The organism is Lentzea sp. NPDC037011, from assembly GCF_055607425.1.
In genome coordinates this window covers 393,580-415,576 of sequence record NZ_JBVJRT010000007.1, presented here as the reverse complement: position 1 = coordinate 415,576, position 21,997 = coordinate 393,580, and the positions used below count along the sequence as shown (strand labels likewise).

Sequence of the window (21,997 nt, the reverse complement as noted above, 5' to 3'; positions counted from 1 at the left end):
CGCCCCGGCCTCACGCCGGGGCGCGAAGCCGTCTGCCCCGATCCGAAAGGCCCACCGCTCCATGGTTCGCACCTATGGCTTCTTGAGCACCTATCCACCAACACAATGCGGGCTCGCGACGTTCACCGCCTCCCTCCAGCGCCACCTCGCCGCCGTCACCCCCGGCAGCGGGAGCCGCGTCGTCCGCGTCCTCAGCGACGTCGAACCGCACACAGCGGAACCGTCGGCGGGGCACCCCATGCGTCCCGGTGGGGTGGAGGCCGCGGCCGCGGTCCTCAACCGGTGCGACGTCGCGCTGGTCCAGCACGAGTACGGGATCTACGCCGGCAGTGACGGCGAGGAGGCGCTGGACGTGCTCGCCCGGCTGCGGGTCCCGGTGGCCGTCGTGCTGCACACGGTGCTCACCACGCCCACGCCGGGACAGCGCCGGGTGCTGGAGGCGGTCGTCGACCGCGCCGACGCCGTCATCACCATGTCGGAGGCGGCCAAGAGCCGCCTCCTGGCGGGTTACGCGGTCGAACGGCCGGGCGAGGTCGTGGTGATCCCGCACGGCGCCGTGCCCGCCGACAGGCCGGCCTCCGCAGCACCGGGCCGTGGCCCGCTGGTCCTCACCTGGGGCCTGCTCGGACGCGGCAAGGGCGTCGAGTGGGGCATCGCGGCGCTCGCCGCGCTGCGCGACCTGCGTCCGCGGTACCTCGTGGCGGGTCAGACCCATCCCAAGGTGCTGGCACACGAGGGCGAGGCGTACCGGACGCACCTGCGTGAGCAGGCCGCCGCCGCCGGGGTGACCGACCTGGTCGAGTTCGACCCGGCCTACCTCAGCGCCGAGGCGCTGGCGGACCTGGTGGGCAGGGCCGATGTCGTGCTGCTGCCGTACGACTCGTCCGAACAGGTCACCTCCGGAGTGCTCGTCGAAGCCCTCGCCGCGCGCAAACCGGTGGTCGCGACGGTGTTCCCGCACGCGGTCGAACTGCTCGCGGACGGCGCCGGACTGCTGGTACCGCACCGCGATCCCGCCGCCATCGCCGCGGCGCTGCGGCGCGTGCTGACCGAACCGGGTGTCGCCGCGGGCATGCGCGACCGGTCCGCGGAACTGGGTGCCGTGCTGAGCTGGCCCGCCGTGGCGAACCGCTACCGCAGCCTCTGCGACACCCTCGTGGCGGACAGGCTGTTCGCCGACCGCGTCGCCGTGACGCGATGAGCGGCCTTGATTTCGCCCACCTGATCCGGCTGAGCGACGACACCGGTCTGCACGAGCACGCCGACGGCCCGCTGCCGCGCCGCGAGCACGGCTACTGCCTCGACGACGTCGCGCGGGGCTTGGTCGTGCTGAGCCGCGAACCAGCCCTGTCGGCTGAGCTGGCCGCTCTGGCCGAACACTTCCTGGCCTTCACCGCCTACGCGCAGGCCGAGGACGGGCGCTTCCACAACCGACTCAGCCCCGATCGCCGGTGGATCGACGAACCGGGACTGGGCGACTGGTGGGGACGCGCGCTGTGGGGGCTCGGCACCGCCGCCGCGCGCAGCACGGTGCCCGCGATCCGGCGGACCGCGCTGGAGTGCTTCGACCGCAGCGCCCACCACAGGCCACCGTCGGTGCGCACGATGGCGTTCGCCGCACTCGGTGCCGCCGAGGTGCTGAGCTCCGAACCCCTCCACGCGCCCGCCGCCGCCCTGCTCGGCGACATCACCTCCTACATCGGTGGTCCCCGTCCGGACCCGAACTGGCCGTGGCCGGAGAACCGGCTGTTCTACGCCAACGCCGTGCTGCCGGAGGCGTTGATCGCCGCGGGTGACCTCCTGGGCAGCGACGAGGTCCGCGACGACGGGCTGCGGCTGCTGGACTGGTTGCTGGCCGTGGAGTCCAAGGACCGCCACCTCTCGCCGGTCCCGACCGGCGGGTGGTTCCTCGGCGAGCCGCGACCGGCGTTCGACCAGCAGCCCATCGAGGCGGCCGCCCTGGCCGACGCCTGCGCCCGCGCCTACCGGGTCACCGGGGACTCCTCGTGGCTCACCGGTGTCCGCCGCGCGATCGCGTGGTTCAGCGGGGACAACGACCTGGGCTCGCTGATGCAGGACGAGCACACCGGGGGCGGCTACGACGGCCTGACACCGCACGGCCCGAACACCAACCAGGGCGCCGAGTCGACCCTGGCGCTGATCTCCACCCGGCAACACCTCCGCACGCTCCAGCGGAGCGCCGGGTGAACGCCCGCGTCACGCGCAGCCCAGTGCGGCTGCGCCCGGACCCCCGCCGGGTGATCACCAAGCTGTTCGTGCCGGGAGAGGAGGTTCCCGAACACGAGTCCCGGTCGGCGGCCGTCATCCGGCGGGTGATGGCGCTGGACGAGACGACCGCGTGCGCCGCGCTCGAACGCACGGTCCGGCTGTTCGCCGGACGGCACCGCGACGTCCGCGCGACCTTCGCGGACAACTTCGCGAGCGTCAGCCACCGGCTGGCCCCGGACGTCGAGCTGTCCGAGTCCCGCCGTCTGCTGATCGGCGCGTACTTCACCCACGAGTACGCCGTCGAGGGTGCCGCGCTGTGCAACCCGTCCATGGTCCCCCACCCCGACCAGAGCGGGATGGCGCAGGGACAGCTGAGGTTCGTGCTGAGCGTGCGCGGGATCGGTGAGGGGCACCTGTCCTCGATCGGTTTCCGGACCGGCACGGCCGGTCCGGATGGCGTTCTCACCGTGGACCCGCAGCCGGGCACCACCAGCACCGGTCTGCGCAGGGACTCGGTCTACGACAAGGGCCTCTTCCAGGGCAAGCTCGCCGAACGCGGTCATGACGACGAGGTCTCCGCCGTGCTGAACCGCTGGCTGCCGGTGCGGTTCACCGGAGCGGAGCTCGACGAGCTGCTGACCGGTCTGCACCCGAAGCTGGTCGAGCGGCAGGCCGCTCACCGCACCGTCGAGCTGGTCAGGTGGATAGCCGCGTGCAACTACACCACCGAGTTCCCGCAGGAGTCGTCGGTGGGTGGACGGGTGCTCTGGCCGGCCGGCCCGTCGGAACGCCACGGCATGGAGGACGCCAGGTTCGTGCGCTTCACCGACGACGACGGCTCGCAGACCTACTACGCGACGTACACCGCTTACGACGGTGTCGACGTGGCGCCGCAACTGTTGCAGACCGACGACTTCCGCACGTTCCAGGTCACGCAGCTGACCGGTCCCGCCGCGCGCAACAAGGGGATGGCGCTGTTCCCCCGCCGCATCGGCGGCAGGTTCGCCGCGTTGTCCCGCGGAGATGGCGAGAGCACGGCCGTGACCACCTCCGCGGACCTCAGGACGTGGCAGCGACCCCAGGCCGTGGCGGCACCGGCCAGGGACTGGGAGCTCGTCCAGGTCGGCAACTGCGGCTCGCCGATCGAGACGCCCGAGGGCTGGTTGGTCCTCACCCACGGAGTGGGTCCGATGCGGCTCTACTCCATGGGCGCGATGCTGCTCGACCTCGACGACCCCTCGAAGGTGCTCGGCGCACTGCCGGAACCGTTGCTGACGCCGAGTCCCTCCGAGCGCGACGGCTACGTGCCGAACGTCGTCTACTCGTGCGGCGGCCTGCTGCACGGAGACACCCTCGTGATCCCGTACGGCGCGAGCGACGCGACCATCGCTCTGGCCACGACGTCGGTGACCGAGGTGATCGCCGCGATGGTCCCGTGACACCGTCCTGCGCGCGTGCCGCGACGGCACCCGAGCGACCGGCCTGACCGGCACGAGCGCTCGCCGGAGAGCTGTTCCGCACGACCGGGATCGCCGCTCCGGTGCCGGTCGCGCGGAGCCGGGAGAGCCTGCCACTGCTCGTCGCGCCGGCACCGCAACAGGTGCGGCGCCGCCTGCGCGTCGCCTTCGCCGACCTGCGGAACCTGGCAGGCTGGGTGTGCTTCGACGCCGGCCTGGTCACCGCTGCGCAACCACTTCTCGCACGCGCCGGCGCCGGCCGAGGTGGCCCGTGACGACGGGCTGATCGCCAACGCGTGCCACCGGCTCGGGCGGGTGTCCCTGCGCCACGGGCAGCTCGACGAAGCGTTGCGGTACTTCGACCTCGGCCGTCTCGCGGCCGCGCGCTCCGGCGACCGGCTCTCGACCGGCGTCCTGGCCGTCAACTCGGCGTGGGCGTGTGCGCAGAAGGGCGTCGAGCACAACGCCCTCACGTTGCTCGACCGCGGCCGGGAGGAGTTCGGCGCCGCGGACCGCGCCGAGGTGGTCGGCTGGGCGCGGTTCCTCACCGAGCCCGACCTGTCGGCCATGGGCGGAGCGGTGCACACCGTGCTGGCCGGCACCACGCACACCGCCGTTCCGCTGCTCCTCACGGCGGTCGACGGCTACGGCGAGGACATGCTCCGCAGCCGGGTGCTCAGCCTGGTGCTGCCGGCCACCGGTCAGCTCGTCGGGGGAGACCTGGATGTCGGTGTCGCCACCGGCCTGCGGGCCGTCGAGTCGGCGACCGCGGTCGGCTCGGCCAGGGTGCGCGACCGCTTCCGCTCCCTCGCCGCGCAGGCGCGCAGCCACCCGTCCCACGCCGGGGCGCTCGACCTCGCCCACCGCATCGACTCGGGAACGCCACGGCGGCGTCGTGAGCGACGAGCGGCCGGTCGCGGCACCGAGGTCCGCGTACCGGCCCGGTCGTTCCGGTCGACCCGCCCGCCTCCGCGAGGACGACCGCAGGTGGCGGCGGGTTTCGGGGCGGTGCGGCGGACGTCGCGCCAGTCCACCGGCTCCGGGCGCAGGGGGTGGACGATCCGGCCGGGTGCGGCACGCGCTGCGCAGCAGGGTGCTCGCCGACCGGGCGGAAGTGGTGCTCGCCGGGCACCCGCGGATCGCGCTGGGCGAGGCGGTCGTCCTTCCGCGGCGGCGGGGTCGACGTGGCGGCTCCACGGCCGGCGGGTCGTGGCCACCACCTGACTCACCGCCGGGCGGGCGCCAGGTCCTCCTCCACGTGGACGACCATCGACTCCAGCACAGGACTTCCGAACGTGGTGACCATCGCGACGTCGGCGGCGTCCCTGCCGCGGCCGACCACGACCCTGCCCTTGCGGGGCCCGCCGTTGCGCGGGTCGAAGGTCCACCAGCGGTCTCCCAGCCAGACCTCCATCCACGCCGCGAAGTCCATCGACGCCCCGTCCGGCCGCGCGTCGAGGTCGGGCAGGTAGCCGAAGACGTAGCGGGCGGGGATGTCGAGGGCGCGGCAGAACGAGATCGCCAGGTGCGTGAAGTCGCGGCAGAGCCCGATCTCCGTGGCGTTGACGCCGGCGGACAACGCCGTGGAGGTGCCGCAGCCGCTCTCCAGCGACTCGTGGACGTGTCGGCAGATCGCTCGCACCCTGCGGTATCCCGGCGGATGGGCGCCGAACCTCGACCAAGCCTCGTCGCCCAGCGCGTCGGACGCGCAGTGGCGGCTGGGCAACGTGTAGAGCAGCGCGTCATCGGGGAGGTCGTCGGGCCACAGCTCCGGCGCGTCCTCGTCCACGTCCTCGACGCGGTCGGGCACGTCCACCCACCCGACGTAGTTCACAGTGGACAGTCCGGGTGGCAGCACCAGGCGCGCGAGCCGGTTGCCGTACACGTCGAAGTGCTCCCGCACCGGCAGGTCGGGTTCGGTGAACAGGTCCTCACCGCTCACCCGCACGTGGTCCCGCCGGTCCGGTCCGACCAGGAACACCGCCGGGGTCGGCACCTCGGCGCGGTAGGTGAACACGCAGCCGACGCGGAGCAGGCGAGTGCTCCGCGTCGGTCGTGCCTCGCCGCTGTGGCGGAAGGTCACCGCACTCGCTCGGGGATGTGGTCGAGCGCGTGCAACACGTGCACGGCCAGAGCCCGCGCGGCCTTGCCGCCGAGCTCGGTGCGGCCGGTCAGCACGTCCTCCACCATCTTGAGCCGGCGGTCGTAGGCGGACGTGAAGGTCGATTCAGTCATTCTGCATCTCTCGTCTTCTGCTGGGGTACCCGGCCGCCCTCGGCTTCCCAGAAGTCCACAGTGGACTCCTCGGCTTCCAGGGCACCGATGCGGAACAGGTCTTCGACGGTGTCGGTGTTGTCGCGCCGGACAGCGCGCATCATCGTGTGGTGGGCGGCGGACGGGTCGGTGCCGGGCGGTACGACCAGCAGCGCGAGGCGGCTCCGGTCACCCGCGATGAGGTCGAGGGTGTGCGCCGGCCTGGACCAGAACCCGTTGAGGCGGACGCGGACGCCGTCCACCGCGATCTGGCGCGGCGCCGTGTCCCAGCCGGTCAGGTCGTAGCTCACCCGCGGGATGTCGCCCAGCCGAACTGCCAGCACCGAGAGCAGTGCCGGCAGTTCGGCGGCGAGGTCCCGGGAACGCGGCCACCACGCACCGTCGACATGCCCCATGACGAGCGCCTTCGGCCGCAACCGCAGTCGCAGCTGGTGATGCCGAGGCTGCTCCGTGGCCGTGACGGCCGGCGGGGCGATGGACCGGTGCGGAGCCGACGTCATGCCGGGACTCCCGTCTCCGGCCGAAACGGCCGGTTCTGGTTTCGCCGAGTACGACGTGAGCTTGACCGCTCAGGTACGAGATGTTCTCGGCACAATTGACACTACACTCTTTTTTCGCACTCAACCGATTGCACGTCCACTGATTTCTGACCGCCACCACCTGCCGACAGCGCTGCCGGCAGGTGGCACGCAGGGGCAAACCCGTTGCGCGGCCGTCCGCCCGCAGAATTCCGCCGCGCCCACCGGAACGTTCTCGCCACGGTGCGCGAAATGATCCGAGGAGGTTTCGGCCGGCGATTTCCTGGCTGAGCCGGAAAATCGCCGGACGCCGGCGGCCGTTCCGTTCTCGCGAGAAATCGCCGACGAGCACGAACGTTCATCGGGCTCGCCGACGGGGGAACAGCCGCCCGGCGGATCAACGGAGGTCGCCGGGGTCGCGTGCTCGCACACCACCGCCCCGGCGACGTCGAGGTGGAGGTCGAGGACGGCCGACAGGCCGTGATCGTCAGGGGCATGCACACCTGGCGGTTGCGCGCGACGACGCACAGCACCGCGCCGGCCTGCCGTGCCGTCTTCTCCAGGGCGACGAGGACGGTGAGTCCGGCCGCGCAGAGGAAGTCCACCCCTCCGAGGTCGAGAACGAGGTGGTGGGTGAGCCGCAACTGCCAGAAGACCTGATCGTGCAGCACCGCGCAGGTGATCCCATCCACCTCACCGCGCACGGCGACCACGACCGCTCCGGTGGGGGTCGTCCGCGCGGTGGTGGTGAGCAGTTCGGCGGGGCACCGGCTCGGCCGGGCCGCCCGCAGGCCGCCAGCACCGGTGAGATCGATGTGCACCACAGGAACTTCCTTCGTCGGCTGGCGCGACGCCGGGTCCAGGGCACGTGCCGCTGACGTTGCACCGCAGTACCACCGAGGCGGAAGCTCCGCGTGCCGCGACGTCTCCCCCGCCGCACCGGAAGATCCACAGTGGATGATCGAGGACACCGGTCCCGCGGAGGTGGAGTAGCGTCGGAGGCATCAACGACTCCGAGCACGAAGAACGACCGGCCGCGGGCCCGACTCAGGTCAGGGGGAGGATCCGCGCGGGCGTCGCCGTGGTGGCGGTCCTCCTCGCGCTCCTCGCGGCGGTGCTGGCGGTGCTGCTCGGCCTCGACCAGGCCGGTGTGGTGCTGCTGGGGGTCCTGGGCTGGCTGGTCGCCCTGGCGGCTCGGCTCCCGGTGCTGGGCTCAGCCGGGCGGCTGCACGCCCTCCGGCGGCGCGAGACCATCATCGCGGTGGTGTCCGGTGCCACCGACGAGGTGGTCCGGCTCGCGCTCGTCGTGATCGTCGTCAGCGGTGTCGAGTCCGCGCTCTGGGCCGGGTTCGGCTGGGCGCTGGCTCAGCTCGTCTTCCTCGCCGCCACCGAGCTGACCAGGTTCAGCGGGCCCGTCGGACGGCTGGCCGCCGAACAGCTGAAGGCACAGGGCGGGTTCGTCAGCACGCACCCCGCGCACAGCGCGGCTCGTGGCATTACGACCATGTCGTTCCACCTCGGTGCGACGCTGCTGCTGAGCACCGGCCCGTGGTGGGTGGTGGTGACGGCGTTCGCACACCTGCTGGTGAACACGGGACTCGTGCGGTGGGCCGGAAGGCGGCTCGTGCCGGTCGAGCTGTTCGGCGCCTTCGTGAGCGCAGCGCTGCTGCTGGCAGGACTGGTCGGCACCGGGGTGCTCGGCTGACCGCGGGTGGAGCGTGCGCCGATCTTCTCCACCGGCTCCTCAAGCCGCCGGACTCGGCGTTGGAGCCGGTCCTTCCTCCCACCTGACCCCCGGCGGGACGTCGATCCCCGGATGCCCGGCGCCGCCGAGGCCCGACAACGCCACAGCTCATCCGGGTTTGTGGTCCGGGCGGCGGGGAATCCCGTGCAGAGGTGCGCGGGCAGACCGCTGCCCCACCGATGACCCCGGACCCGGCGTCGGCGACCGACACCGGAGGTACAGCCGTCGTGACCACCGACCGCGGGGACTCGTCGCCCACGCGGACCGCAGTCCCCTTCACACTGCGCGTCAGCGCGGCTCTCGGCTGGCGCTTCCTCGTCGTCGTGGCCTCGCTGTACGTGATCGGTGTCATCTTCGGCCGGCTGGCATCGCTGGTGGTGCCGCTCGCGATCGCGTTGCTGCTGGCCGCGTTGCTCACACCGGCGGTCGGTTTCCTCATGTCGAAGCGGTTTCCGCGAGGTGTCGCGACGCTGGTGGTGCTCGTGGGCGGGCTCGTCGTCCTCGGCGGACTGCTCACGTTCGTCGTGACGACCTTCGTCAACGGCATACCGGCCCTGGCCGCGCAGCTCGTCCGCAGCATCGACGCCGTGTCCGGCTGGCTCGTCGACGGCCCCCTGCACCTCAGCGAGACCCAGCTGCGCGAGTTCGCCGACCGGGTCGTCAAAACCTTGCAGGACAACCAGTCCGGCATCACGTCGAGCGCCATCACCACGGCCGCCACGGTCGGGGAGACCCTCGTGGAGATGCTGCTCGTGTTGTTCGCACTCGCGTTCTTCCTCTACGACGGCCCGAGGATCTGGCAGTTCCTCATCCGCGTCGTCCCCGACGGCCCTCGCCGCAGGGTGGACGTCGCGGGCAGGCGCAGTCTCGCCGCGCTGGTCAGTTACGTCCGCGCGACCGGGGCGGTCGCCGTGGTGGACGCGCTCGGCATCGGCATCGGACTGGCCGTGCTGGGGGTACCGCTCGCGGTTCCGCTGGCGGCGCTGGTGTTCATCGGCGCGTTCGTCCCGATCTTCGGCGCGGTGGTGGCGGGTGGTGTGGCCGTCCTCGTCGCGCTCGTCGCGAACGGCCCGGTGACCGCGGCGATCGTGCTGGTCATCGTGATCGCGGTGAACCAGTTGGAAAGCCATGTCCTGCAACCGTTCCTGCTGGGACGGGCGGTGAAGCTGCACCCCCTCGCGGTGGTGCTGGCCATCGCGAGCGGGCTCCTCGTCGCGGGCATCGCCGGCGCGTTGCTCGCGGTACCGCTGTTGGCGGTGCTCAACTCCGCGATCCGTTCCCTGCTGAGCGAGGCCGACGAGCACGTGGCACCCGCCGACGTGCACACCAGCGAACCCGAAGAGTCCGGACCGGACGAACCCGGACTGGACACCGAAGCCGACACACCGAAACCCGGAGCAGGCAGATGACCTCGACGCACGACGTGCTGACGAAGACGGCCGACCGTCCTCGCGGCAGCGACTTCGCCCTTCTGACCAAAGAGATCAAAGCCGCCGGACTGCTGGAGCGCCGTCGCGGCTACTACGTGCTGCGGATGGCGGTGAACGGCGTCCTGCTCGGCGCCATCGCCGCCGCCTTCGTGCTGCTGGGCGACTCCTGGTGGCAGGTGCTGCTCGCCGTGGCCCTGGCCGTGGCCTCGACCCAGCTGGCGTTCATCGGGCACGACGCCGGGCACCGGCAGATCTTCCGCAGCCACCGTTCCAACGACGTGGTCGGGCATCTGCACGGCAGCCTGACCGGCATCAGCTACCAGTGGTGGGTCGCGAAGCACAACCGCCACCACGCCAACCCCAACCACGAGGACCACGACCCCGACATCGAGATCCACGCCCTCGCCTTCAGCCGCGCCCAGGCCAAGGACAAACGCGGCCTGAACGCCTGGATCACCAAACGGCAGGCCTTCCTGTTCTTCCCGCTGCTGCTCGCCGAAGCGGTCGTGCTGCGGATCTCCGGCATCGTCGCCCTGTGCCGCAACGAGCTGCGCAACCCGTGGCGCGAGGCCGCGCTCCAGATCGTGCCGCTGGCGGCGTACCTGCTGGCGGTCTTCGCCGTCCTCTCACCGTTGAAGGGGGTTGTGTTCATCGCCGTGCACCAGGGCCTGATGGGCGTGTACCTCGGGTGCTCGTTCGCACCCAACCACAAGGGGATGCCGATCATCACCGGTGAACAACGCCTCGACCACCTGCACAAGCAGGTGCTCACCTCCCGCAACGTCACCGGCGGCCGGTGGGTCGACGCGCTGCTCGGCGGGCTCAACCACCAGGTCGAGCACCACCTCTACCCGCACATGCCCCGCCCCAACCTGCGCCACGCGCAACCCGTCGTCGAGGACTTCTGCGGACGCCACGGAATCCCGTACAGCAAGACGACCATGGTCCGGTCGTACGCCGAGGTCCTGCGGCACCTGCACGACGCGGGTGCGCCGCTGCGCGGCACAGCACGATGACCGGTCCTGGGGAGACGCCGACGAACGCCGTGTCCGCGGACGGGACGCGTCCGCGGTCGACCAGCGCCTGCACCTGGCCATCGGCTTCCCGGCGTCCGAACGCGACTGGGTCGTCGAGCGCCTGGCGGCTCTCGGTGCCCGCCTGCGCTCCTACCGCGACGACCGGGCGGAGCCGGAGAGAGCGGTGAAGTGCCGGGAAGCGCCGACCGGCGGGTGGGCTGGTCGGCGAGCGCGGCGTCGAGTTCGGGCCGATCACGTCGGCGCGATCCCGTGTGGTGCGTCCCAGAGGTGGCGGCCAGGCTGTCGAGCGAGGAGCCACCACGCCGTCAGGCCTGCTCCCGCTTCCTCCACCGACGGCGCAGCCACAGGCTCACGCACACGAGCGGGTCGTGGTCCGCTCGTACGACAGTCCGGACGCCTTGCCCAGCGCGTACGAACCGGCCTACATGATCGCGAAGTAGACCAGAAGCGGCACCGCGATCCGGACGACGTCGAGCGGGCGGCTCGTGACGGTCCCGCCCCGCAGCGCGAACAGGACGACGATCGTGAACAGCAGCCCGTACAGGGCGATCGGGCCGCCGCGCGGCAGGTACTCCGACTCGTACGACTCCCGGCCCTTCGACCGCTCCCCCAGCCTGCGGCTGATGGCGGTGTTCTCGACGCGGTACCGGCTCAAGTCCCGCGCCTCTCCCCGTTCAGCACGCCGTTCCGGACTCGTCATGGCCACGACCCCGGCCACTTGGATTGACGAAAGTCGATACAACAGGTGTGACCTGCGACGGAGGACCTCACCGGGACCGAGGAGGACCGCCGTGGCCGACACCCCCGAGGTGCTGGTCGTCCGCGTCCACAACGCGGGCCGTTCCCAGCCGGCCGCGGCACTGCCGCAACACCTCGGCATGGGCCGGGTGTGAGGCCGAGCGCCACGTCGGCCGTTCCGGGCGCTTCGCAGCACCCTCCGCCGTCGGCCTGCTCATCGGGCGCGTCGAACACACCGGCACCGCCGCACACACCGGCCTCGGGCAGCACCAGCTCGACCCGCCGGGTGGCCGCGAGGTCACCGGAGACCGCGCCAACGGCAGACCGGGCCCGCCCGGAGCCGGTCAGCGACAGGAACGTCGGCGCACGGCCGTAGCTCTTCATGCCGACCGGGCAGACCCCGGCGGGCGCTTCCGGCCGGGCGACCTCAGGCGTCCTGCGCGGCGTGACCGGAGCGCGCACCCCGGCCCGGTCGCCCGAAGAGCCGCACACCCTGTTCGAGGTCCAGGGCCGTGCGCACACCATCGAGCGCGAGGCCCAGCTCGACGAGCGTGATCGCCACGGCCGGGCGCATGCCGACCACGACGGTGTCGGCGTCGAACAGCCGGGAGATGGACGCGATCGTGGCGAACATCCGGCCGATGAACGAGTCGACGATCTCGACGGCGGAGATGTCGATGACGACGCCGTGGGCGCCGGTCGAGCTGATCTTCTCGGCCAGGTCCTCCTGCAGCGCGAGCACTCCCTGGTCCCGCAGGTCGATCTGGACGGAGACCAGCAGCACGCCACCGATCTCGAGAATCGGGACGCGTTCCATCACACGGCCTCGTGGTCCGGGACGCCAACGCCCTCGTGGCGCAGGGCGTGCCTCAGGGCGTCGGCGAGCGAGGCCTTGGTGACGATGTCGCCGAACTCGATGCCCAGCGCCACGATCGTCTGCGCGATCTGCGGGCGGATGCCGGACACGATGCACTCCGCACCCATCAGCCGGGCCGCGACCACGGTCTTGAGCAGGTGCTGCGCGACCTGCGTGTCGACGGCGAACACGCCGGTGATGTCGATGATCGCGTGCTCGGAGCCGGTCTCGACCAGCATCTCCAGCAGCTTCTCCATCACCACCTGGGTGCGCGCGGAGTCCAGCGTGCCCACCAGCGGCACGGCGAGGACGCCCTCCCAGATCTTGACGACCGGCGTGGTCAGCTCCAGCAACTGCTCCGACTGCTCGCGGATGATCTCCTCACGCGCCCGCGCGTACGACTCGAACGTCCACAACCCCAATGCGTCCAGCAGCGCGGAGAACGCGAGCGCCTGCCGGAACAAAGCCGGATCTTCGCCGTTCTCCACCAGCGCGAAGACCCCGCGCTTGAGCGAGAAGACGCTCGACGCGGTCTCCGTGGGCGTGAAGCCGCCCCGCACGCCGGAGCGGGAGTACTCCTGGAGGAACGACCGGACCTCGTCGAACGCCGGTCCGGAGACGTCCCGGCCGTCCGATCCCGCCAGCGGCAGCACGAGCTGCAACAGCTCGCGGAAGTCGATGGTGAGCTCCGCCCTGGTCGAACGCCCGCGCAGCGGGGCCGCCACGGCGTCCACCCACTCCTCGACCACCCTTTCGGCGTTGGTCCGCAACAGCTCCGCCAAGTGGTTGGCTTGCCCTGCGCCTGCAGTCATACGAGCCTCCTGGGCTTCCACCTCCGCGGCCGGGGCTGACCACCCGCACGCCTGGTGGGGGCCAGGTCCGCCGGCACGAGGTGCGTTCGGTGCCGATGCGGTCAGTCGCGGTCTGGCGGGTGGGGCGAGGTCGGCGCGGCCGCGTCGAGGTCCGCCGCGCGGAGGCGGAACACCTGGAGTTCGGTGCCGAAGTACTTCGTGGTCTCGCCGACCCAGTGCATGCCGTTGTTGCGCACGGTGGCCGCAGCGCGGGTGTTGCCCGGCCGGACGACGGCGAACACCTCGTTCACGTCCTGGCTGAACGCCCAGGAGGCCAGGGCGTGGGTCGTCTCGGTGGCGTAGCCGTTGCCCCAGGTGTCGGGACGCAGCTGCCAGCCGATCTCCAGGTCCTCCTCGCCCGGCGGCAGCGGCAGCAGGACTGCCCCGCCGATCACCAGGCCGTCGCTGTCGCGCTGGATCGCCCAGCGGCCCGACGGCGCGGGCAGCCGCACGCTCTCCGCGGCCCACTGCTGCAACAGCAGCCGCATGGCCGCCCGGTCCGGGACCTGGTCCATCTCGGGACTGAGCCAGCGCGTCACCTCGGTGCGCCCGTACACGGCGAGTGCCGCGGCGGTGTCCTCGAGCTTCCACGGGCGCAGGGTCAGCCGCCCGGTGGTGAGCACGGTGGTGGTCGTCATGAGCAGATGCACCCCCGGGGCAACGCGGAGACCGCGGTGGCGGTGCAGTACCGCACCCCGAGGGGGTCGTGCTCGCGCCACAGGTGCGGGCAGACGCCGCACACGCGACCGGCTTCGGCTTCGGTGTCGATGGTCAGTGGCTCGGACGTGGTCATGCGGGAACTCCGATGAACGGTGCTGCGAGGAAGAGGACGCCGGTGGAAGAGGCGCGAGGACACCAGGGCCGCGAAACGGGTCCGAGGTCGCCCCGGCGCTCCCAACCTCCAGCCGGACGGCCGGGTCTCGTGATGCGCCCAAGGCGGCACCAGCTCGACCGCTGCTGCACGACATGCCCTCGGTGTTCCCCAGTCTACGCCAGTCCCGGAGCCCGGCTCGCCGGTGCCGCCGCACAGCGCGACGCGCCCGCGAGTCCGCGGCGAAGTTCGGTCCTGTTAGGACAGTTCGCGCCGCGGCCGGGCCCCGGCGCACCCCGCGCCAGGGCCCGGCGGGTTCCTCCGAGCGCGGCGCACCGCGTTCGCGCTGAACGTGGGCGCCGGTCCGGCCGCCACCGCACGTCCCCGCGAGGTCGAGCCGGAGGAGCACCCAGCCCTCATCGTCCGAAGTGGACAGACATCGCGGGTCACCCGTCTCCTGTGCCGTGATCGGGGTCTTCCTGCCCGCCACCGGTCGTGTTCGCGGAGCAGCGCGACCCGGCCCTCGCCGTTCGCGGGGGTGAGCCGGGCAGCCGGTCTCCGCGCACTCCCCCGCCCCACGCCCGTGACATCGCGGCGACGAGAGCCGGTGCGGGGAAACCGGTCAGGAGCAGACCGGTGCGCGATGGAGTACTGTCGGCGGGGTTGGGGTTCCAGTTGCCGCATCCAGCCGCCGCGGGCCCCGATCCAATCCGGCGCTGTCGCCTTCGGCCGGAGATCGGAGCACCGGCTTGCCGCCGGACCGCCAGCTCTTCACCTCGTCCTCCCGAAGCCACCGCACCGCACCGGACGAGCAGGTGCGCTCATGACACGGACCGGCCAGATCGGCAGGCAGACCGGTGCCGCCGCGGATTTCACCGAGGCCAGGCTCGCCGCCGACGAGACGGGGGTCGTCCGGCAACGCCAAGCGGCCCGCCTCGTCGCGCAGCACTGCCACGACGCGCAGGACTGCCGCGACCTGCTCGCGATGCTGGGCCTGTCCGAACTCGCACCGCGTACCGCAGGTCCGACGCGGGACGAGCAGAAGACCACGACTTCCCCGGAGGCGCTCGGCGTGCACCGGACGACCGAAGGAGCACGTCGATGACCCAGGGAACCGTGAAGTGGTTCAACGGCAGCAAGGGGTTCGGTTTCATCGCCCCCGAGGGCGGCGGACCGGACGTGTTCGTGCACCACTCCGAGGTCCACGAGTACGCCTACCAGGGCATACCGGAACACCAGCCGGTGCAGTTCGAGATCAGGCAGGGCGACAGGGGGCCGCAGGCCACGTCGGTCCGCCTTCTCTGACAGGACAAGGCATCCGAAAGCGGGCCACCACCGGGTGGTCCGCTTTCTCCGCCGGTTCGCCGGTGGCGGACGGCCCCTCCTCGCGCGCCCGCTGAAGGCGCCGGCAGTACTGTCGCCCCATGACTGATGCACAGGGCGGTCCCACGCTCGGTCCCACGTTGTCCGAGTGGCTCAGCGCTCGCGGGGAGACCGAACGGCACCTGGCGGCGGCAGTCGGCGCCCCGGTCGACGCGAAATGGGTGCAACGACTCGCGGACCTGCTCGCCACCGAGAGGTCCTGGCAGGAGCAGTACACCGACCTCCTCGCGCTCGGCAGTGCCGGTGGTCAGTTCCCGTCCTCGAACCGCTGAGCCGCCGACTGCCGGGACCACGTCTCCATGACGCCGCCGGCGCGCGCTGCGGTCAGGCTTCGCGCGCGTCCGGCCCCGTCACGTCCGCACGGGCAGGCGGTCGACCTCGGGCGCGTCCACCTGCCGGGTCGCACGGGACAGCAGCGCGCAGAAGCCCGCCGCGATCGTGGCCAGCACCGCGATCGTGACCGCCATGGGCCACGTCGAGTGGCCCTCCCCCGCACTCACCAACGGTGACACGACCGCGGCAAGCCCGAACTGCGACGCCCCCAGCACCGCCGACCCCGTGCCCGCCGCCTGCGGAACGGCGTCGAGGGCCAGTGCCGTGGCCGGCCCGAGCACGAACCCGAGGGACGCGACCGCGAAGAAGATCGGCACCACCAGCCAGCCCGCGCCGATGGGCAGCAGCGCCAGCACGAGCAGCACCACCGCGGCCGAGAAGAGCCACGTGACACCGATCGTGAGGATGCGGCGGGGGTTGCCGCGACGCAGCAGGCGGGAGGCGACCGCGCTGCTCGTGATCAGACCGAGCGCGTTGAGCCCGAACAGCAGGCCGTAGCTGACCGGCCCCATGCCGATGACGACCTGGTACAGGAACGGCGAGGCCGAGATGTAGGCCATGAGGACGGCGAACGAGAAGACGAACGTGGCCGTGGCGGTGAGGTAAGCCTTGCGCCCCAACGCGTGGAAACCGCCGGACCGCGCCGAACCCCGACGTGAACGCGGGTGGGTCTCGCGCACCACGACCGCGGAACCGGCGAGCATCGCGACAGCGAGACCGGCCAGGACGAACAGCACACCGCGCCAGCCGATGCCGTCGATGAGCAGGCTGCCCAGCAGCGGGGCGACAACGGGTGCCACGCCGCTGACGATCATCATGAGGCTGAACGCGCGCGCGGCGGTGCGGCCGGTGGCGAGGTCGGCGATGACCGCGCGGCCGATGACCATGCCCGCGGCGGCGCTCAGGCCCTGGAAGAGGCGGCCGGCCAGCAGGACCTCGATCGTCGGTGCGGTGGCGACGAGGAGGCTCGCGGCCACGAACACCGCCGAGCCTGCCAGCAACGGGCCGCGGCGGCCCCAGCGGTCCGACAGGGGGCCGAAGACGAGCTGGCCGGCGGCGAGGCCGAGCAGGAACGTCGTGAGGGTCAGCTGGACGGCGGTGTCGGTGGTGGTGAGGTCGGTGGCCATGCGCGGGAACGCGGGCAGGTAGAGGTCGATGCCGAACGGGGCCACGCTCGCCAGCAGGGCCAGCACGAGCAGGAGCGGCGTGGGGACGGCGCCGCGCGCGGGGGTGTCCACGCACTCTCCTATCGGTTGATAGCTATCAGGTGACAGCGAAGTTATCATGTGGCCGTGGACGAGGACCAGAAGGCGCGGTTGTTCGAGCTCGCCGACCTGATCGCGGCGGTCGGACGGCAGATCCACGCCGCCAAGGAGGTGCTGCACCGGGAGCCGTTGACACCGGTGGAGATCGCGGCGATGCGGTTCATCGACCGCAACCCCGGCACGTCGGCGGGGGTGGCGGCGGAGGCCACCCACCAGATCTCCAGCAACTTCAGCCGGGCGTTGCGCAGCCTGGAGAAGAAGGGGCTCGTGCACCGCGAGGCGGATGCGGAGGACGCGCGGCGCGTGCGCCTCTACCCCACCGCCCGCGCGCAGGAGAACCTGCGGCGGTTGAGCGTGCTGTGGAGCGATCTGCTCGACGACGCGCTGTCCGATGAGGACGACGTGGAGTCGATGATCTCGACGCTGCAGCGGATCGAGGCGAAGCTCGGCGAGAAGGCCCGCGCCCGCGCCGGTCAGGGCGGTGGGGGCGAGCCGGGGTCAGGCTGACGGGCCGCCGAGGTGGCGGGCCGGGAAGCGGCCGGCAAGACACCGGCCGGGGACACGAGGGTGCCGCGGTGTTCCCAGGGCCACGGAAAGGCCCCACCTGGCCGTGACCGGAACACCGCGGCGGACTCGTGCGACCCGGTCAGAGCTGGCCGGTACCGGGCGCGGTCTGGCCGGGCGCGGTCTGGCCGGGCGCGGTCTGGCCGGGGCGGTCGACGTCACCGCGCCACGCACCGGTCTCGGCTCCCCCGCGCTCCTCGATGAAGGTCTTGAACCGGTCGAGGTCGCCCTGCACGCGGCGGTCGAGGACGCCGAGCTTGTCGGCGACGTTCTCGACGAAGCCCTCCGGGTCGATGTCCATCTGCACCGTCACGCGCGTGTGGCGGTCGTCGAGGCGGTGCACGGTCACCACACCGGCGTGGTCGGGGCCGCTGTCGGAGCGCCACGCGACCCGCTGGTCGGGGTGCTGCTCGGTGATCGTGGCGTCGAACTCGCGCTTCACGCCGGCGATGCTGACCGTCCAGTGCGTGTGGGTGTCGTCGAGCTGGTCGATCCGGTCGACGCCCTCCATGAACCGCGGGAACTCCGCGAACTGGGTCCACTGGTTGTAGACGCTGGTCACGTCCGCCTCGACGTCGACGGACTTGGTGATCGTGCTCATGCTCGGAACTCCCTGCGGTTGAGGTGAACGCGTTGGCGGACGCGGACGACCGGCGGTCAGCGGCGCAGGCCGAAGACCCCGCACAGCACCGCCCAGGTCACGGCGAACACCGCGACCTTGCGCCGTGCCGCGGGGTCGGGCAGCGTCAGGCCGAACACCGCCGCGTCCGAGAGGTCCGCGGCGACGCGCGTGGCCACGGCCGTGCGCAGCGGTCGCCCCGTAGGTGCGAGGACCATCGCCAGGCCGATCGCGGTGTCACGGGCCCCGATGGCGGCGACGAGCGTCCGCACCGGTCCCGGCACGTCATCTCCCCGCGTGGTCAGGCCCGTGGGCTTGGCCAAGATCCGCGGGGACACGATCAACGCGGCGCTGTACGCGGCGGTCACCGCACCCAGCACACGTGTCATGACCACACCGGCACCATCACGGGACATTCCCGTCTCCTCTCGACACGACCGGGTCATCCGCCGCTATAGCGATACCCGAGAAATCGACTCAGAAACGGTTCACACTGGGATTCGCACCGATTCGGTGACGGTGCGGACGAACGACGCGAGCGTCGGCGACCGGTTGGCGGGCTGCCAGGCGAGCACCGTCGTGACGTCCGGCGCGTCCACGACGGGCACCGCCACGTGCTCCGGCCACTGCCACGCCCGGCTGGACGCGGGGATCACGAGCAGCGTCCTGCCGAGCGCCACGAGCTGCGCGAGCTTCGACTGGGTGCGCACCTCCGGCCCCGGACCGTCCGGATAGGACCCGTCCAGCCGCGGCCAGCGCGCGATCGGCAGGTCCGGCACGTGCTGGACCTCCGCGAGCGTGAGCTCCGCGCGGGCCGCGAGCGGGTGGGCGGCGGGCAGGATCGCCACCTGCCCCTCCACCACCAGGTCCTCGGTGTCGAACCCGGCCAGGTCGTCGTAGGGGCGGTGCATGACCGCCACGTCCGCGCTGCCGTCGCGCAGCAGCCCGGCCTGCTCGCCGACCTCGCACAGCAGCACCTCGACCGGCACCGGGTCGGGCGCGCTGCCGACGGCGTCGAGCAGGCGCTGCAACAGCTCGTGGGACGCGCCGGCCTTCGTCACGAGCACCAGCGGGCGGCGTTCGGCCGCGGCCTGGCGGGTGCGGCGCACGGCGGCCGAGACCGCGGCGAGGACCAGGCGGGCCTCGTGCAGCAGCACGCGGCCGGGTTCGGTGAGGGAAACGCCGCGGCGGTCGCGGTCGAGGAGCTGGACGCCCAGGCGGTGTTCGAGCTGCCGGATCGCGCGCGAGAGCGGCGGCTGGGCGATGCCGAGGCGGTCGGCGGCGCGACCGAAGTGCAGCTCCTCCGCGATTGCGACGAAGTAGCGCAGCTCGCGGGTCTCGACGTCGTGCACCCCGTCCAGCGTACGCGCGCTGATACCCGTGGAGTATCACGAGGTACTGGATCGATCTTGGACACCGTCCGCGGCGGCGCTGAGCATGGGTGGTGTGAACAAGAAGACCGCGCTGGTCACCGGCGCGAACAAGGGAATCGGTTTCGCCATCGCACGCGGGCTCGGGACGATCGGGTTCCGGGTGGCGGTGGGTGCACGTGACAGCGCACGGCGCGAGGAAGCCGTTGCGCGCCTGCAAGATGAGGGCATCGACGCGTTCGGGGTGGCGCTGGACGTCACGTCCGGCGAGAGCGTCACCGTTGCGGCGAAGACGATCGAGAAGACCGCGGGCGGGCTCGACGTGCTCGTCAACAACGCGGGCATCGCCGGCCGCTTCGACGGTGGCGCGCAGAACCCGTCCACACTGGACCTCGATGTCATGCGGACCGTGCTGGACACCAACGTGTTCGGCGTCGTGCGCGTGACGAACGCGGTGCTGCCGCTGCTGCGCCGGGCCGAGTCGCCGCGAATCGTCAACATCTCCAGCAACATGGGCTCGCTGACGTTGCAGACCGGGCCGGTGCTGGCCGCCTACGCGCCATCGAAGTCGATGCTCAACAGCATCACCGCGCAGTACGCGCGCGAGCTCGCCGGCACGAACGTCATCGTCAACGCCGTCTGCCCCGGTTACGTCGCGACGGACTTCACCGGGTTCAACGCACCGCGGACGCCCGAGCAGGGTGCGGCGGTCGCGATCAGGCTCGCCACGCTGCCCGACGACGGACCGCGCGGCGGGTTCTTCGACGACGGAGGCCCCGTTCCCTGGTAACGCGCTGGGGCGGGTCGAGCGCCGCGCCCACCCCTGCCTCTACCGGCATCTGCAAGTACCACCAACTCAACATCAACAGGCTCGTAGCTACTACCAACAGCACCTCGGGCTCTCCGCGGACGCCGATCGGGTTCGGCGGGTGACAACGGTGAGGACGGCGGTCAAGGCCTTGCGATCAAGTCGGAGACCCCCGGGGGTGAAGGCACTGCCGGCGTTCAGGGAGAGGCTGGTGCGGTGACCGGGCCGAACCAGCGGGCCAGGTGCGCGTCGAGGTCGTGCTGGTCCTCCCCCGCCCACGCCACGTGCCCGTCGGGACGCAGCAGCACGCACGGCGCGTCCACGTCCGCGGAGGGATCGGCGAGGAGGTCGACCCGGTCCGCCCAGCCACCGACGCCGAGGCGCCCGGTGCGGTCGAGCAGCAGGCCGCGGCCGCGGTGCAGCCGGTCGTAGAGCCGGCCCTGTGCCACGTCGAGGTCGCGCAGCCGCCGGCCGACCAGGTCGTGGCCTCCTCCGAGGTCGTAGCGCAGGCCGATCGCGGTGGTCTTCTCGGTCAGGTGGCGGTTGACCACGTCGAAGTCCATCAGCTCGGTGAGCAGCCGGCGCAACGCCCGCGCGCCCGGTTCGGGGGACGCCAGCAGCACCTGGGCGCGGGTGCTGTCCAGGACGTCCGCGGCGACCGGGTGCCGTTCGCAGTGGTAGGTGTCCAGCAACCCCTCCGGTGCCCGGCCGCGGACCTGCGCGGCGAGCTTCCAGCCGAGGTTGACCGCGTCCTGCACGCCCAGGTTGAGGCCCTGGCCACCGGCGGGCGGGTGGACGTGCGCCGCGTCGCCGGCCAGCAGCACCCGCCCGACCCGGTAGTGCTCGGCGAGCCGGGTGGCGTCACCGAAGCGGGACAGCCAGCGCGGTGAGTGCACGCCGAAGTCGGTGCCGGCGATGGCCAGCAGCGCCTGCCGGAAGTCGTCGAGCACCGGCGGTTCGCCGCGGTCGCTGACGTGCGGGGCGGGGACGACGACGCGGTGGACGCCGTCGCCGAACGGGTTGACGTCGAAGAACCGGCAGGTCCGCCTGACCTCGGCCACCTTGGCGTCGATCTCGTCCTGCGGGGCGCTCACCGCCAGCGCGCCCATCAGCGTGTCGTTGCGCGAGGGTTCACCGGGGAAGCCGACACCGAGCAGCTTGCGGACCGTGCTGCGCGCGCCGTCGCAGCCGACGAGGTAGCGGGCGCGCAGCCGTTCGCCGCCGGCCAGCTCGACGGTGACGCCGTCGTCGTCCTGGTCGAGTCCGGTGACCGCGCAGCCGCGCCGGACCAGGGCGCCCAGGTCGGCCGCGTGCCGTTCGAGGACGTCGACGACGACCGGTTGCGGCATGCCCAGCAGGTAGGGGTGCGCGGTGTCGAGGCCGGTGGGCGCCGGCTTGTCGATGGCGGCGAAGAACGCGGAGGCCGGTCGGCGGCGACCGCGGTAGAGCAGGCGGTCGAGCAGGCCGCGCATGGCCATCAGTTCGAGGGTGCGGGCGTGCAGGCCGACGATGCGGACGACCGAGGCGGGTTCGGTGTCGCGTTCCAGGACGAGCACGCGCACGTCGTGCAGGCGGAGCTCGGCGGCCAGCACGGCGCCGGTCGGACCGCAGCCGGCGATGATCACGTCGGGGTGGTCGGCGGGGTGGCCGGTGGGATGCATCGGTGGTGCCCTTCGGGAGTGGCTCGGTGGTCGAGGCGCTCCCGGCGAC

Annotated in this window: 26 protein-coding genes and 1 pseudogene; 13 read left to right on the top strand and 14 right to left on the bottom strand. The window is 72.0% G+C overall.

Going from position 1 to position 21,997, the window contains the following annotated elements; genetic code table 11:
* Nucleotides 1-82 precede the first annotated feature (82 nt).
* The 5 genes from ACZ7CH_RS24140 (at nt 83) to ACZ7CH_RS24120 (ending at nt 4,910) form a co-directional block, all read left to right on the top strand.
* Complete coding sequence (locus ACZ7CH_RS24140; RefSeq protein WP_360393126.1) at nt 83-1,201, top strand: glycosyltransferase; 1,119 nt, start codon at nt 83-85, stop codon at nt 1,199-1,201.
* Nucleotides 1,198-2,208: a hypothetical protein gene (locus tag ACZ7CH_RS24135; protein ID WP_470374917.1), complete on the top strand. Its 1,011-nt coding sequence runs from the start codon at nt 1,198-1,200 to the stop codon at nt 2,206-2,208. Before ACZ7CH_RS24140 ends, ACZ7CH_RS24135 begins: the two co-directional genes overlap by 4 nt.
* On the top strand, nt 2,205-3,668 hold the full coding sequence (locus ACZ7CH_RS24130; protein ID WP_360393120.1) for a glycoside hydrolase family 130 protein: 1,464 nt from the start codon (nt 2,205-2,207) through the stop codon (nt 3,666-3,668). The genes ACZ7CH_RS24135 and ACZ7CH_RS24130 overlap by 4 nt, the downstream gene beginning before the upstream one ends.
* A 101-nt stretch (nt 3,669-3,769) precedes the next feature.
* Nucleotides 3,770-3,961, top strand: coding sequence for a hypothetical protein (locus ACZ7CH_RS24125; RefSeq protein WP_470374916.1), 192 nt, complete (start codon nt 3,770-3,772; stop codon nt 3,959-3,961).
* Nucleotides 3,951-4,910, top strand: a complete 960-nt coding sequence (locus tag ACZ7CH_RS24120) for a hypothetical protein (protein WP_470374915.1) — start codon at nt 3,951-3,953, stop codon at nt 4,908-4,910. Before ACZ7CH_RS24125 ends, ACZ7CH_RS24120 begins: the two co-directional genes overlap by 11 nt.
* A gap of 1 nt (nt 4,911) precedes the next feature.
* Here the strand turns inward: ACZ7CH_RS24120 and ACZ7CH_RS24115 are convergent, their stop codons facing one another.
* The 4 genes from ACZ7CH_RS24115 to ACZ7CH_RS24100 form a co-directional block, all read right to left on the bottom strand.
* The gene (locus ACZ7CH_RS24115; RefSeq protein WP_470374914.1) at nt 4,912-5,703 is read right to left on the bottom strand and encodes a transglutaminase-like domain-containing protein; all 792 of its coding nucleotides are present in this window, start codon (nt 5,701-5,703) and stop codon (nt 4,912-4,914) included.
* A 62-nt stretch (nt 5,704-5,765) separates the two neighbouring features.
* Complete coding sequence (locus ACZ7CH_RS24110) at nt 5,766-5,921, bottom strand: DUF6307 family protein (protein ID WP_360393111.1); 156 nt, start codon at nt 5,919-5,921, stop codon at nt 5,766-5,768.
* The gene (locus tag ACZ7CH_RS24105) at nt 5,918-6,460 is read right to left on the bottom strand and encodes a DUF5994 family protein (protein ID WP_470374913.1); all 543 of its coding nucleotides are present in this window, start codon (nt 6,458-6,460) and stop codon (nt 5,918-5,920) included. The genes ACZ7CH_RS24110 and ACZ7CH_RS24105 overlap by 4 nt, the downstream gene beginning before the upstream one ends.
* A gap of 101 nt (nt 6,461-6,561) precedes the next feature.
* The gene (locus ACZ7CH_RS24100; RefSeq protein WP_470374912.1) at nt 6,562-7,302 is read right to left on the bottom strand and encodes an STAS domain-containing protein; all 741 of its coding nucleotides are present in this window, start codon (nt 7,300-7,302) and stop codon (nt 6,562-6,564) included.
* 260 nt (nt 7,303-7,562) lie between these two features.
* Here ACZ7CH_RS24100 and ACZ7CH_RS24095 point away from each other — a divergent pair, with 260 nt between their 5' ends.
* From ACZ7CH_RS24095 to ACZ7CH_RS24085, 3 genes are all read left to right on the top strand, one after another.
* Complete coding sequence (locus ACZ7CH_RS24095) at nt 7,563-8,183, top strand: hypothetical protein (protein WP_360393103.1); 621 nt, start codon at nt 7,563-7,565, stop codon at nt 8,181-8,183.
* Nucleotides 8,184-8,449: 266 nt separating this feature from the next.
* Nucleotides 8,450-9,631 carry an AI-2E family transporter gene (locus ACZ7CH_RS24090; protein ID WP_458431488.1) on the top strand — a complete coding sequence of 394 codons (1,182 nt, stop codon included), beginning with the start codon at nt 8,450-8,452 and terminating at the stop codon, nt 9,629-9,631.
* Nucleotides 9,628-10,668: a fatty acid desaturase family protein gene (locus ACZ7CH_RS24085; protein WP_470374911.1), complete on the top strand. Its 1,041-nt coding sequence runs from the start codon at nt 9,628-9,630 to the stop codon at nt 10,666-10,668. Before ACZ7CH_RS24090 ends, ACZ7CH_RS24085 begins: the two co-directional genes overlap by 4 nt.
* 445 nt (nt 10,669-11,113) lie before the next feature.
* Here the strand turns inward: ACZ7CH_RS24085 and ACZ7CH_RS24080 are convergent.
* From ACZ7CH_RS24080 to ACZ7CH_RS24060, 5 genes and pseudogenes are all read right to left on the bottom strand, one after another.
* Nucleotides 11,114-11,314: pseudogene (locus ACZ7CH_RS24080) on the bottom strand (arsenic resistance protein); the annotation flags it as partial.
* A gap of 540 nt (nt 11,315-11,854) precedes the next feature.
* A complete protein-coding gene (locus ACZ7CH_RS24075; RefSeq protein ID WP_470374910.1) occupies nt 11,855-12,244 on the bottom strand; it encodes an STAS domain-containing protein in 390 nt (129 codons plus the stop codon).
* Nucleotides 12,244-13,095, bottom strand: a complete 852-nt coding sequence (locus tag ACZ7CH_RS24070; RefSeq protein WP_470371101.1) for an STAS domain-containing protein — start codon at nt 13,093-13,095, stop codon at nt 12,244-12,246. Before ACZ7CH_RS24070 ends, ACZ7CH_RS24075 begins: the two co-directional genes overlap by 1 nt.
* Before the next feature lie 101 nt (nt 13,096-13,196).
* Entirely contained in the window at nt 13,197-13,772 is a 576-nt protein-coding gene (locus tag ACZ7CH_RS24065) for a GNAT family N-acetyltransferase (protein WP_360393089.1), read from the bottom strand.
* Nucleotides 13,769-13,927, bottom strand: a complete 159-nt coding sequence (locus ACZ7CH_RS24060) for an RGCVC family protein (RefSeq protein ID WP_470371102.1) — start codon at nt 13,925-13,927, stop codon at nt 13,769-13,771. Before ACZ7CH_RS24060 ends, ACZ7CH_RS24065 begins: the two co-directional genes overlap by 4 nt.
* 841 nt (nt 13,928-14,768) lie before the next feature.
* Between ACZ7CH_RS24060 and ACZ7CH_RS24055 the strand changes: the two genes are divergently transcribed.
* From ACZ7CH_RS24055 to ACZ7CH_RS24045, 3 genes are all read left to right on the top strand, one after another.
* On the top strand, nt 14,769-15,050 hold the full coding sequence (locus tag ACZ7CH_RS24055) for a hypothetical protein (RefSeq protein WP_360393084.1): 282 nt from the start codon (nt 14,769-14,771) through the stop codon (nt 15,048-15,050).
* Nucleotides 15,047-15,250: a cold-shock protein gene (locus tag ACZ7CH_RS24050; RefSeq protein ID WP_360393081.1), complete on the top strand. Its 204-nt coding sequence runs from the start codon at nt 15,047-15,049 to the stop codon at nt 15,248-15,250. Before ACZ7CH_RS24055 ends, ACZ7CH_RS24050 begins: the two co-directional genes overlap by 4 nt.
* A 119-nt stretch (nt 15,251-15,369) precedes the next feature.
* Nucleotides 15,370-15,600, top strand: a complete 231-nt coding sequence (locus tag ACZ7CH_RS24045; RefSeq protein WP_360393079.1) for a hypothetical protein — start codon at nt 15,370-15,372, stop codon at nt 15,598-15,600.
* A 78-nt stretch (nt 15,601-15,678) separates the two neighbouring features.
* On the opposite strand, the gene ACZ7CH_RS24040 is transcribed toward ACZ7CH_RS24045, so the two are convergent.
* Entirely contained in the window at nt 15,679-16,899 is a 1,221-nt protein-coding gene (locus ACZ7CH_RS24040; RefSeq protein WP_470374909.1) for a multidrug effflux MFS transporter, read from the bottom strand.
* 54 nt (nt 16,900-16,953) lie between these two features.
* Here ACZ7CH_RS24040 and ACZ7CH_RS24035 point away from each other — a divergent pair, with 54 nt between their 5' ends.
* On the top strand, nt 16,954-17,433 hold the full coding sequence (locus ACZ7CH_RS24035) for a MarR family winged helix-turn-helix transcriptional regulator (RefSeq protein WP_470374908.1): 480 nt from the start codon (nt 16,954-16,956) through the stop codon (nt 17,431-17,433).
* 139 nt (nt 17,434-17,572) lie between these two features.
* Here ACZ7CH_RS24035 and ACZ7CH_RS24030 read toward each other — a convergent pair whose 3' ends face one another.
* From ACZ7CH_RS24030 to ACZ7CH_RS24020, 3 genes are all read right to left on the bottom strand, one after another.
* Nucleotides 17,573-18,091: an SRPBCC family protein gene (locus ACZ7CH_RS24030; protein WP_360393070.1), complete on the bottom strand. Its 519-nt coding sequence runs from the start codon at nt 18,089-18,091 to the stop codon at nt 17,573-17,575.
* 56 nt (nt 18,092-18,147) lie between these two features.
* Complete coding sequence (locus ACZ7CH_RS24025) at nt 18,148-18,498, bottom strand: hypothetical protein (RefSeq protein WP_360393067.1); 351 nt, start codon at nt 18,496-18,498, stop codon at nt 18,148-18,150.
* A 99-nt stretch (nt 18,499-18,597) separates the two neighbouring features.
* Nucleotides 18,598-19,461, bottom strand: coding sequence for a LysR family transcriptional regulator (locus tag ACZ7CH_RS24020; protein WP_470374907.1), 864 nt, complete (start codon nt 19,459-19,461; stop codon nt 18,598-18,600).
* 85 nt (nt 19,462-19,546) lie between these two features.
* On the opposite strand from ACZ7CH_RS24020, the gene ACZ7CH_RS24015 reads away from it, so the two are divergent.
* Nucleotides 19,547-20,269, top strand: a complete 723-nt coding sequence (locus ACZ7CH_RS24015; protein ID WP_470374906.1) for an SDR family oxidoreductase — start codon at nt 19,547-19,549, stop codon at nt 20,267-20,269.
* A gap of 215 nt (nt 20,270-20,484) precedes the next feature.
* Here the strand turns inward: ACZ7CH_RS24015 and ACZ7CH_RS24010 are convergent, their stop codons facing one another.
* Nucleotides 20,485-21,948 (bottom strand): FAD-dependent monooxygenase, encoded by a 1,464-nt coding sequence (locus ACZ7CH_RS24010; RefSeq protein WP_470374905.1) that lies wholly within the window; start codon nt 21,946-21,948, stop codon nt 20,485-20,487.
* Nucleotides 21,949-21,997: the final 49 nt, after the last annotated feature.